Source organism: Methylocella sp. (assembly GCF_044226135.1).
GTDB lineage: Bacteria > Pseudomonadota > Alphaproteobacteria > Rhizobiales > Beijerinckiaceae > Methylocapsa.
The window spans coordinates 33,108-43,980 of record NZ_JBGAHM010000029.1; the positions used below are offsets into that span (position 1 = coordinate 33,108).

At 67.3% G+C, this 10,873-nt stretch carries 8 protein-coding genes; 5 read left to right on the forward strand and 3 right to left on the reverse strand.

Annotated features, from left to right (window positions below; all coding sequences use genetic code 11):
- Positions 1-32: 32 nt before the first annotated feature.
- Together ACILRB_RS12130 and ACILRB_RS12135 are read left to right on the forward strand one after the other, a co-directional pair.
- Positions 33-1,793, forward strand: a complete 1,761-nt coding sequence (locus tag ACILRB_RS12130; RefSeq protein ID WP_395666550.1) for a NirA family protein — start codon at positions 33-35, stop codon at positions 1,791-1,793.
- Complete coding sequence (locus tag ACILRB_RS12135) at positions 1,790-3,376, forward strand: sulfite reductase subunit alpha (RefSeq protein ID WP_395666551.1); 1,587 nt, start codon at positions 1,790-1,792, stop codon at positions 3,374-3,376. The genes ACILRB_RS12130 and ACILRB_RS12135 overlap by 4 nt, the downstream gene beginning before the upstream one ends.
- On the opposite strand, the gene ACILRB_RS12140 is transcribed toward ACILRB_RS12135, so the two are convergent.
- Positions 3,370-5,493, reverse strand: coding sequence for a pentapeptide repeat-containing protein (locus ACILRB_RS12140; protein ID WP_395666552.1), 2,124 nt, complete (start codon positions 5,491-5,493; stop codon positions 3,370-3,372). The genes ACILRB_RS12135 and ACILRB_RS12140 overlap by 7 nt on opposite strands.
- Positions 5,494-5,686: 193 nt before the next feature.
- On the opposite strand from ACILRB_RS12140, the gene ACILRB_RS12145 reads away from it, so the two are divergent.
- The 3 genes from ACILRB_RS12145 to ACILRB_RS12155 all read left to right on the forward strand — a co-directional run bounded on the left by ACILRB_RS12145 (position 5,687) and on the right by ACILRB_RS12155 (position 7,789).
- On the forward strand, positions 5,687-6,331 hold the full coding sequence (locus tag ACILRB_RS12145) for a DUF1007 family protein (protein WP_395666553.1): 645 nt from the start codon (positions 5,687-5,689) through the stop codon (positions 6,329-6,331).
- Positions 6,328-7,407 (forward strand): nickel/cobalt transporter, encoded by a 1,080-nt coding sequence (locus ACILRB_RS12150; protein ID WP_395666554.1) that lies wholly within the window; start codon positions 6,328-6,330, stop codon positions 7,405-7,407. The genes ACILRB_RS12145 and ACILRB_RS12150 overlap by 4 nt, the downstream gene beginning before the upstream one ends.
- A 130-nt stretch (positions 7,408-7,537) precedes the next feature.
- The gene (locus ACILRB_RS12155) at positions 7,538-7,789 is read left to right on the forward strand and encodes a hypothetical protein (RefSeq protein ID WP_395666555.1); all 252 of its coding nucleotides are present in this window, start codon (positions 7,538-7,540) and stop codon (positions 7,787-7,789) included.
- A 123-nt stretch (positions 7,790-7,912) separates the two neighbouring features.
- On the opposite strand, the gene cysN is transcribed toward ACILRB_RS12155, so the two are convergent.
- Positions 7,913-9,853 carry a sulfate adenylyltransferase subunit CysN gene (gene cysN, locus ACILRB_RS12160; RefSeq protein WP_395666556.1) on the reverse strand — a complete coding sequence of 647 codons (1,941 nt, stop codon included), beginning with the start codon at positions 9,851-9,853 and terminating at the stop codon, positions 7,913-7,915.
- Positions 9,853-10,761: a sulfate adenylyltransferase subunit CysD gene (gene cysD / locus ACILRB_RS12165; protein WP_395666557.1), complete on the reverse strand. Its 909-nt coding sequence runs from the start codon at positions 10,759-10,761 to the stop codon at positions 9,853-9,855. The genes cysN and cysD overlap by 1 nt, the downstream gene beginning before the upstream one ends.
- Positions 10,762-10,873: the final 112 nt, after the last annotated feature.

The following is a 10,873-nucleotide window of genomic DNA, read 5'->3' on the forward strand; positions in this document are numbered from 1 at the left end:
GCCCGAAAGAGCGGGCGAACAGGGAGCATGGCATGGGCGGCGATTTCAGTCCGGAGCAGAAACGATATCTCGAAGGCTTCGCCTCCGGTCTGACGGTCGCCCGCTCGGGGCGCGCGCAAACCCCCGGGCCCGCCGCCCCGAGCGGGCCGGACGCGCCGCATCTTGAGGCCCAGGCGCGCCAGGAGGCCGCCGGCAAGAAGCTCGCCGACCAGGAGAAATGGAAGCGCGACGAACATCCCTTCGACGCCTATGACCGGCTCAAGGACCAGGCGAAAAAGGACGAATTCCCCAAGCCGCCCGACAATTTCCGCTGGCGCTACTATGGCCTGTTCTACGTCGCGCCGAACCAGAACGCCTATATGTGCCGCCTGCGCATCCCGAACGGGGTCGTGACGCACTGGCAGTTCGAGGCGCTGGCCTCGATCGCCGACCGCTTCGCCGGCGGCTATTCCCATGTGACGACCCGCGCCAATCTGCAGATCCGCGAGATCCCCGCCCGCCACGCGACCGACGTGCTCGAGGCGATCCAGGACTGCGGCCTCTCCGCGCGCCATTCGGGGGCGGACAACATCCGCAACGTCACCGGCGACGCCACGGCGGGCTTCGCCCCGAACGAGATTCTCGACACGCGGCCCCATGCGCGCGAATGGCACTTCCATGTGCAGAACGAACGCCTGATGAGCGGTTTGCCGCGCAAGTTCAACGTCGCCTTCGACGGCGGCGGGCCGATCCCCACGCTTGAAGACACGAACGACATCGGTTTTCAGGCGATCGAGGTTCTGCCCGGCGCGAGCGTGCCGCCCGGCGTCTATTTCCGGCTCGTGCTCGGCGGCATCACCGGCCATCGCGACCTCGCCCGCCCGACGGGCGTGGCGCTCGAGCCCGGCGAGGCGACGAAAATCGCCGACGCCATCGTGCGCGTCTTCATCGACACCGGCGACCGCACCGACCGGGCCAAGGCGCGCCTCAAATATGTGCTCGACAAGATCGGCTTCGACGCCTTCCTGAAGCTTGTCGAGGACAAGCTCGGCGCGCCGCTGAAGCGCGTCGACGAGGCGCATGTCGCGCCGCGCCCGGCCTATGACCGCCACGGCCATGTCGACGTGCGCCCGCAGCGCCAGCCGGGGCTGTTCTACATCGGCCTCGTGCTGCCGGTCGGCCGGCTGACCTCGGACCAGATGCGCGAGATCGCCAAAATCGCGCGCGACTGCGGCGACGGCGAGATCCGACTCACCGTGTGGCAGAACCTTCTGCTGCCCGGCGTCCCCGAAGAGAAGCTCGCCGAGGCGAAGGCGCGCATCGAAGCCTGCGGGCTCGACTGGCGCGCCTCCTCGATCCGCGCCGGCCTCGTCGCCTGCACGGGCTCGAAGGGCTGCCGCTTCGCCGCCGCCGACACCAAGGGCGCGGCGCAGGAGATCGCGGCCTGGTGCGAGCCGCGCGTCGCGCTCGACCAGCCGGTCAACATCCATGTCACCGGCTGCCACAATTCCTGCGCGCAGCATTATATCGGCGACATCGGCCTCATCGGCGCGCGCGTCGCCGAAGACCCGCAGAACGAAGACTCCGACAAGGTCGACGGCTTCAACGTCTATGTCGGCGGCGGCTTCGGCGCCGACGGCGCCATCGGCCGCGAATTGCTGAAGGACGTGAAGGCGAGCGACGCGCCGCGCCTCGTCGAGGGGCTCCTGAAAGCCTATCTCGCGCAGCGCGCCTCGCCCGACGAAACCTTCCAGCAATTCACCCTGAGCCGCCCTGTCGAAGAGCTGCAAACCCTCGCAAAGGCCTGCTTATGACCCTGCACGCCCCGCCGCCGGCGCCGCCGCCGCTGATCCCCGAGAGCGCGCCCTTTTCGCCCGAGCAGCGCGCCTGGCTGAACGGCTTCGTCGCCGGCCTCATCGCGCCCGACGTCGCCGCCGCCGCCGGCGCGGCCCCCGTCGCCGCGCCCGCCGCCGAGGAGGAGGTCACCTGGCACGATCCCTCGATCCCGCTCGACGAGCGCATGAAGCTCGCCGAAGGCCGCTCCCTGCCCATGAAGCTGATGGCCGCCATGGCGCAGCAGGATTGCGGGCAATGCGGCTATGACTGCGAAAAATACGCCGCCGCCATCGCGTCTGGCGAGGAAAAGCGCCTGAACCTCTGCGCGCCCGGCGAAAAGCCCACGGCGCGCATGGTGAAGACGCTGGTCGAGAGCGCCGGTGGCGCCGCTCCGGCCGCCGCCGCCGCGCCGGCCGCCGCCGACGCGCCGAAAAAGGCCGACAAGCCCAAGGGCTACGCCCGCGAAAACCCGGCCGAGGCGAAATTTTTGTCGCGCCGCCGGCTCAACAAGACGGACTCCGAAAAATCCACCTACCATATCGAGTTCGACCTTGCGGGCTCGGGCCTCGACTATGTCGTCGGCGACAGCTTTGGCGTCTTCCCCGCAAACGACCCCGAGCTTGTCGACGCGGTGATCGCGGCGGTCCATGCGCCGGGCGATTTCCCGATCGGCGGCAAGACCTTGCGCGAAGTCCTGACGCATGAGATCGCGCTCGGCGCGGCGCCTGACGCGCTGTTCGAGCTCATGTCCTATATGGTCGGCGGCGAGCGCAAGAAGCTGGCCAAAAGCCTCGCCAAGGGCGACGACCCGGAGGGCGACGCCTCGACGCTCGACGTGCTCGCCGCGCTCGAAAAATTCCCCGGCGTCCGGCCCGACCCCGAAGCCTTCGTCGAGGCGCTGGAGCCGCTGCAGCCGCGGCTCTACTCCATCTCGTCCTCGCCCAAGACCGCGCCGGGCCGGCTCACGCTGACGGTCGATCATGTGCGCTATCTGATCAAGGATCGCGTGCGAAAAGGCGTCGCCTCGTCGTGGCTCGCCGAGCGGATCACGCCCGGCGCAAGCTTCCGGGCCTATGTCCAGAAGGCGCATAACTTCGCCCTGCCGGCGGATGGGGGCGTTCCCATCATCATGTGCGGGCCGGGCACGGGCGTCGCGCCCTTCCGCGCCTTCATGCATGAGCGCGTCGCGGCCGGGGCTGCGGGCGACATGTGGCTGTTCTTCGGCCACCAGCGCCGCGCGGCCGATTTCTTCTATGAAGAGGAGATCGAGGAGTTTCAGAAAAAAGGCGCCCTGAAAAAACTCTCGCTCGCCTGGTCGCGCGACGGCGACAAAAAAACCTATGTGCAGGACAAGATGCGCGAGGAGGCCGACGAACTGCTGGCCTGGTTCGAGCGCGGCGCGCATTTTTACATCTGCGGCGACGCCAAGCGCATGGCGGCGGATGTGGAGCGCGCGATCGTCGATATTTTTGAAGAGGGCAAAAAAATCGAGCGGAAAGAGGCGCAGGCGATCGTGGCGGAGATGAAGAAAGCCGGCCGCTATCAGGCGGATGTTTATTGAGGCGAGGGGTTTTGTGAGGCGGGCGCGGGGCTGGGGCTCGCCCCGGTGGGCGTCGCGGCCGTGGGCGCGCCGCCCGCGGCCTTCGCGGCGTCGGCGAGGGTCTTGAGCTTGGTTTTTTCTGTGGCGGTCAGATCTTTGGCCCCGGGGCAGGTCTCCTCGGCAAGCAGCGCTTCGGCGAATTCGCCCTTGGCGGCGGTTTCGGCTTTGAAGGCGTCGTCGTCAAGCCGGCCCAGCAGCGCGCGGGCGGCGTAGGGGGCGCCGAAATAGGGGGGCGACGCGCGCGGTTCATTATCGCGGCATGCGATCGCCGGCCATTGGTCGAGAAGCGTGGAGGCGGGCAACGGCGACTCAGAGCGATCCGCCCAGGCGGCCACGGTCGTTTCCTCGAGGGTCGTTTCCACACCCAACCTCAGTGGAGTGTCAACCAATATTTTTAGTTGAGTAAGCCGTTCAGCCACCTGCGACTTAAGATCCCCCTCCGGAATCGAATCTAAAAGTTTCAGCGCCGTTGACAAGCTTTTTCCATAGGTGGCGCATTTTGGCGCAGGGCCCGACAGAATATCCCACTTTTCACACCCAAAAGATGTGATTGCATCCGGTGAAATGATTCGAATCCGTTGCTTTGTCTTTTCAGTAAATATTGTACGCCAGACTTTCGTAGCTTGAAGAGACGCCGCGTCCATCGCGTCAAAGTCAAGCGATGTGCATTGTAAGTGAGCTGAATCAAGCGATGCGCCTTGAAGCTGTGCTTGTTTAAGGGAAGCCCCTTGAAGCTCCGCTCCAAAAAGCGACGCGCCCTGCATCTGCGCCGAATCGAAGGATGCGCCTTGGAACCGAGCGAAGTTGAGCGTCGCGCCTTGCAGTTGGGCCATATAAAGCTTTGCGCCCTGTAAATAAGCGCCGATCAGCGCTGCGTCCTGCAACCGCGCCTGAATTAGAGACGCGCCCTCTAAATGGGCTTGGTTGAGCGACGCGCCCTGCATCTGAGCCAGATCGAGCTTTGTAAGATCAAGTCTGGCGCTGGAAAACGATGCCTCTGAGAGTTTTGCGCCGACCAAATCCGACTTGCGCAGATCGGCAAAATCGAAACGCGCGCCGCGCAGGTCGCGTCCGCGCAAGCTCGCCGTCTGCTTGACGAACCCAAGCTTCGCGTCGCTGTCGATCTTGAACGCCTCGAGCGCGTCAAAGCCGATTAGCACGAGCGAATGATAGAAAAGGCTTTGCGGGCGGCGCGAAATGGGGTCGACCTCGCCGGCGAAAAGCTTACGTCGGATCGTTCCTTTTTTTTCTTGCCCTATCTCATCGGCGTCGCGCAGCGCCGCCTTCGCAAGGGGCGCGCGAAGCCATGCGTTTTCGCGAATGGCCTCGTCGATCCGCTCGCCGGGAAACGTCGCGACCAGCCCGGAGATCGCGAGCGCGCCCAGGCTCAAGACGCCGGCGACAAGACATATAAGCCGATGCGCCCCGAAAGGCGGCCAGCGCAGCGCGCTGCGCTTCGCCAGCACCGCGGGCCACAGCGCCCACAAAAGAATCACATCCGCCAGCACGGCGACGCGCTGAACCCATGTGACCCATTCAAGGTGATAGGGCAGGAACTGCGCCTGCAGGAACAAAAGCAGCCCCACCGGCGCGAAAACGAGGCTGATCCAGGCGACGGCTCTCAGGATGTGGCCGAGCCCGCCGTTGCGGATGTCCTCCGGCCCCGCCAGAAATTGCGCGAAGATGTTGCTCGGCAGGCGCCGGCGCTGGCCTTCCGCCGCGCCGTCGCTCTTTTCCAGCGCCCTGTCGAACGCGCCGATCTTGCCGGCGAGCATCACGAAATGGGTCAGCGCATAGGCGTGCGCGAGCACGAAAATGATCGGCGCCAGAAAAAAGAACGAGACCAGCGGCAGGTCGACGTTGAGAAAAGGCAGCCTGACCGGATTTTCGAGCAGCAGGTCGCGATGCGTCACCCCGCCCGCGGCGAGGCCGATGTAAAACAGGGAAAACAGATAGCTGAGCCAGAGCGCGCCGCCGACGGACGCCGCGTCCTCGACGCTTTTGCGCGCGTCGTCGAGCGCGCCGTCGTCGGGCGCGGCGGGCTCCTTCTTCGCGGCCTCGGGGGGCATTTCCGCCATGGGCTTAAAATTTCATAAAATAATCCCGCCCATCATGCCGCAGCCGGCGGCTCTCGCCAAGGGCCTTAAAAATCCGTGCGCGCGCGCCGCCTCTCCGCGTCGTGAAGGTTTCGGCGCGCGCCCGCCTTGCTTGCGCCCAACTGCGGCGGAAAAAACGCGGCCTGCGGGCGTGGGCCCCTTCGCGGAGCGCCGCATGAGGCTGAACGGGTTGGCCATGTTGATCTGCGGCGCGCTTGGCGCTTTCGCCGCCGCGCCGGCGCGCGCCCATCCCCATGTCTGGATTTCGGGCCGCGAGGCCGTGGTCTTCAATGACAGGGGCGAGATCGTCGCGCTGCGCCACCGCTGGCTGTTCGACGACATGTATTCGGCCTTCGTCATCGAGGGCGCGGCCAAGAAGAAGGGGCGGCTGACCAAAGAGGAGCTCGCCCCGCTCGCCAAAAGCAATGTCGAGGATCTGGCCGAATTCGACTATTTCACCCACGCCAAGGTCAGCGGCCGGAAGCTCGCCTTCGGCGCGCCGCAGGATTATGCGCTGGAGGAAGTCGAGAACAAGCGCGTGGAGCTTTCCTTCACCATGCCGCTGGACACGCCGGTTTCGCCAAAGATCTTTTCGTTTCAGGTCTATGACCCGACCTATTTCGTGGCCTTCGAGCTTGCGCCGGGCGCGTCCGTCGAGCTCGTCAACGCGCCGCATGGCTGTTCGAGCAACGTCAGCGGCGCGAAGCCGCTCGCCGCGGCCGAGTCGAAGAAGCTGACCGAATCCTTCTTCTCGGGCCTGTCGCCCGGCGCCGATTTCGGCGTCAAGCTCGCGGCCGCCGTCGTGGTGGCCTGCCCGTGACCATTCCGCCGCGCAGGCTTTTTCTGGCCGGGCTCTGCGCCGCCGTCTGCCTCGCCGCGGTCGCGGCGCAGGCGCAGGGGGGCCGCCACCCGTTCGCGGTCGGCGTGAACGAGGGCGCGGCGAGCGCGACCGGCCTCGCGGGCTGGGTTCTGGCGCAGGAGAGCGGCTTCTACCGCCTGCTCTCGGGCGCGGTGCGCGCCGCCAGGGAGGGGGCGGCGGCCGGCCTTCCGCTGGTCTGGCTCAGCTTCGCCTATGGCGTGTTTCACGCGGCGGGGCCCGGCCACGGCAAGGGCGTGATCGCCGCCTATATGCTCGCCGACGAGCGCCGCCTTGCGCGCGGGCTCGCCATTTCGCTCGCCGCCTCGCTGCTGCAGGGCGCGGTCGCCGTCGCGCTCGTCGGCGGCGCGCTGTTCGCGCTCGGCGCGGGCACGCGGCAGGTCGCGTCGGCGGCGCGGGTCGTCGAGATTGTCAGCTACGCCGGGGTCGCCGCGCTTGGCGCCGCGCTGACGGCCGCAAAGCTGCGCGCGTTTCTTTCGCTCTGGCGCGCGGCGCCGCAGCCCGACGCGCTCGCGGCCTTCGGGCCGCTGCGGCCGGCGGGCGCCGGGGCGGATTTTTCCGCCTCGCGGTTTTCGGCTGCGGCCGGCGCGCCTCTGCGCGACGCCCTGATCCGTGGCGCGCATGTCCATGACGCGGCCTGCGGGCATCTTCTCACCGCTGAGGCCGGCGAGACGGCGCGCGGATTTTCGTGGAAGAAGGCGCTTTTGACCACGCTCGCGGCGGGGGCGCGGCCCTGTTCGGGCGCGATCCTCGTGCTCGTCTTCGCCGCCGCGCAGGATGTGTTTGCGGCTGGCGTCGCGGCCGTCGCCGCCATGGCGGCGGGGGTCTTCCTGACCACGGGCGCGCTCGCCTGTCTCGCCGTCTTCGCCAAGGGCTTCGCGCAGAAGCTTCTGGGGCGCGAGAGCTTTCGCGGGGCGCTCGCCGGCCGCGCGTTCGAGCTCATGGCGAGCCTGTGCGTGCTGGGCTTCGGCCTCGCCCTTCTGGCCGCGACGCTTGCCGGCGCGCGCTTCGGCGGCTGAGCCGCGCGCCGATTATTCCGCCGATGCCATCAATCTCTCTCGAAAATGGCGGCTAAAGTTTCGGCCTGGCTGGGCGCATATCAGCGTCGCCGGCGGTTGAGACCGCCCCGAAATTTCAAGGAGACTTCCAATGCGCAACTTCAGCAAGACATCCGCGGCCCTCGCCGCGATGATGGCCCTTTCGGCCGGCGCGGCCTTCGCGCAGGACAATCACAACCTGCCGACCCCGCGCGACTATTACGGCCTCTATCAGGGCGCCGGCGAACATGTCGCCGCCTCGCGCGCCGACCGCATCGACTATGACCTGTCGGGCGTTCGCGGCCGCACCGGCCTTGGCGCCGATCCGATCCACCCCGAAGGGTCTGGCAATTTCTCGGATTGAGCGGCGCGCCCCGCTTCCTGACGCGAGCCGCCGCCTTCGGCCCCCAGGCAGACGGAGCCAACGTCAGGACGCGGCCGCTCAAGGGCCGGAGCCTCGCGCTCCGGCCCTTTTTCATGACAGGCGTCAGATCGAGAAGTCGCCGCTCGCGTCGGCGGGATGGTCGATGACGCCGCGCCGCGCAAGCTCCCTGACGATCAGCGCGGCCGCCGCCTCCGCGCTCTGCCCCTCGCGCCCCACGATCAGCTCCGGCGCGTCGGGCGCCTCATAGCGCTGGTCGACGCCGGTGAAGTTCCTGATCTCGCCGGCGAGGGCTTTCTTGTAGAGGCCCTTGGGGTCGCGCGCGACGCAGTCTTCAAGCTTCGCGTCGACGAAGATCTCGATGAATTCGCCGTCTTCGAGCAGCTCGCGCACGAGCTGGCGCTCGGCGGCGAAGGGCGAGATGAACGAGCAGAGCGCGATCAGCCCGGCCTCGGTCATCAGCTTCGCCACCTCGCCGACGCGGCGGACGTTCTCGACGCGGTCGGCTTCGGTGAAGCCGAGGTCCCTGTTGAGCCCGTGGCGGACATTGTCGCCGTCGAGCAGGATGGTGCGCGCGCCATGCGCATAGAGGCGCGATTCGACGAGATTGGCGATGGTCGACTTGCCCGAGCCCGAAAGGCCGGTGAACCACAGCACGGCGGGGCGCTGGTTGTTGAGCCGGGCGCGGTCGGCCTTGCCGACGCTGAGCCCCTGGCGGTGGATGTTGGTCGCGCGCCGCAGCCCGAAGGCGATGACGCCCGCCGCCGCCGTGGCGTTGGTCGCACGGTCGATCAGGATGAAGGCGCCGGTCACGCGGTTTTGCGCATAGGGGTCGAAGGCGAGCGGCGTGGTCGTCGACAGATTGACGAAGCCGACCTCGTTGAGGCCGAGCGTTTTCGCCGCGAGCTCGCCGAGCGTGTCGACGTCGAGCCGGTGCTTGATCTCGGTCACCGTGGCCGGAACGGTCTTCGCGCCGCATTTCAGGAGATAGGAGCGCCCCGGCGCGAGCCGGTCCTCGCTCATCCAGATGAGATGCGCGGCGAACTGGTCCGCGACGTCGGGCCGGCTCGCGGGGTCGGCGAGCACGTCGCCGCGCGCGACGTCGACTTCGTCCTCGAGCGTCAGGGTCACGGCCTCGCCCGCGCCGGCGCTCGCAAGGTCGCCGTCGGCCGTGACGATGCGCGCGACCTTCGACCTGCGGCCGGAGGCCGAGACCACGATCTCGTCGCCCTGCGCGATCCGCCCCGAGGCGATCGAGCCGCAAAAGCCGCGAAAGTCGAGATGCGGGCGGTTGACCCACTGGACCGGAAAGCGGAACGGCTTTCCTTCATGGCTTTCCTCGACGTCGACGGTTTCGAGGAAGGGCAGCAGCGCCGGCCCCTCGTGCCAGGGCGTCGCCGCGCTTTTCTCGCTGACGTTGTCGCCAAAGCGCGCCGAGAGCGGGATCGGCGTCACGCTCAAAAAGCCGAGCGGCGCGGCGAAGGCGGCAAAATCGGCGACGATGCGGCGGAACACCGTTTCGTCATGGCCCATGAGGTCGATCTTGTTGATCGCCAGGGCCACATGGCGCACGCCGAGCAGGGAGACGATGGCGGCGTGGCGGCGCGTCTGCGCGAGCAGCCCCTTGCGCGCGTCGACGAGCAGAATGGCGAGGCTCGCGCCCGAGGCGGCGGTCGCCATGTTGCGCGTATATTGCTCATGCCCCGGCGTGTCGGCGATGATGAAAGCGCGCCGCGGCGTCGAGAAATAGCGATAGGCGACGTCGATGGTGATGCCCTGCTCGCGCTCGGCCTCGAGCCCGTCGACGAGCAGGGCGAAGTCGATGTCCTCGCCCGTGGTGCCGTGGCGCTTCGAATCGCGCTCGAGCGCGACGAGCTGGTCGTCGAAAATGGCGTTCTGCTCGTAGAGAAGCCGGCCGATCAGGGTCGATTTGCCGTCGTCGACCGAGCCGCAGGTGATGAGCCGCAGCGTGGGACGCGAGACGGTGTCCGGGGCGGTCCCGGGGGCGGGCGCGGCGTCGGCGCGCGCAAAAACGGACTGCGGCATCAGAAATAGCCCTCGCGCTTCTTTTTCTCCATGGATCCTGATTCATCGTGGTCGATCAGCCGGCCCTCGCGCTCGGACATGGTCGAGGCGCGCATTTCGGCGATGATCTCGGGCAGGGTCTCGGCGTTCGAGCGCATCGCGCCGGTCAGCGGGTAGCAGCCGAGCGTGCGGAAGCGGACCTTCTCCATGCGCGGCGTCTCGCCCGGCCGCAGCGGCAGGCGCTCGTCGTCGACCATGATGAGCGAGCCGCCGCGCTCGACCACCGGCCGCTCCCTGGCGAAATAGAGCGGAACGACCGGGATCTCCTCGGCGGCGACATAGTCCCACACGTCGGCCTCGGTCCAGTTCGAGAGCGGAAAGACGCGCATCGACTCGCCGGGCTTCAGGCGGGTGTTGTAAAGGCTCCACAGCTCCGGGCGCTGGTTGCGCGGGTCCCAGGCGTGGGCGGCGGAGCGGTGCGAGAAAATCCGCTCCTTGGCGCGGCTCTTCTCCTCGTCGCGCCGCGCGCCGCCGAAGGCCGCGTCGAACTTCCATTTGTCGAGCGCCTGGCGCAGCCCCTCGGTCTTCATGACCTGGGTGTGGACGGCGGAGCCCGAGGCGATCGGAGAAATCCCGCGCCGCGCCCCGTCCTCGTTCACATGAACGAGCAGCTCCATGCCGACGCGCGCCGCCATCCAGTCGCGAAAGGCGATCATCTCGCGGAATTTCCACGTCGTGTCGACATGGAGCAGCGGGAAGGGCGGCTTTGACGGAAAGAACGCCTTCTGGGCGACATGCAGCATCACGCCCGAGTCCTTGCCGACGGAGTAGAGCATCACCGGGCGTTCGAACGACGCCGCCACCTCGCGCATGATGAAGATCGCCTCGGCCTCGAGGCGGCGCAGATGGGGCGACAGGGCAGATTTCACTTTATAATCCTGTGATATAATCTAATTTACGTCCTTATCCATGTCTTTAACTTTTCGTCGGCGCTTTGGCAAATGGGGCGCCGCGCGCTTTCGCCGCGCGTCGGCAGGGGGA

Coding starts and splice junctions, on each gene's coding strand:
- ACILRB_RS12130 (WP_395666550.1), top strand. CDS start 33: ATGGGCGGCGATTTCAGTCCGGAGCAGAAACGATATCTCGAAGGCTTC.
- ACILRB_RS12135 (WP_395666551.1), top strand. CDS start 1,790: ATGACCCTGCACGCCCCGCCGCCGGCGCCGCCGCCGCTGATCCCCGAG.
- ACILRB_RS12140 (WP_395666552.1), bottom strand. CDS start 5,493: ATGGCGGAAATGCCCCCCGAGGCCGCGAAGAAGGAGCCCGCCGCGCCC.
- ACILRB_RS12145 (WP_395666553.1), top strand. CDS start 5,687: ATGAGGCTGAACGGGTTGGCCATGTTGATCTGCGGCGCGCTTGGCGCT.
- ACILRB_RS12155 (WP_395666555.1), top strand. CDS start 7,538: ATGCGCAACTTCAGCAAGACATCCGCGGCCCTCGCCGCGATGATGGCC.
- cysN (WP_395666556.1), bottom strand. CDS start 9,853: ATGCCGCAGTCCGTTTTTGCGCGCGCCGACGCCGCGCCCGCCCCCGGG.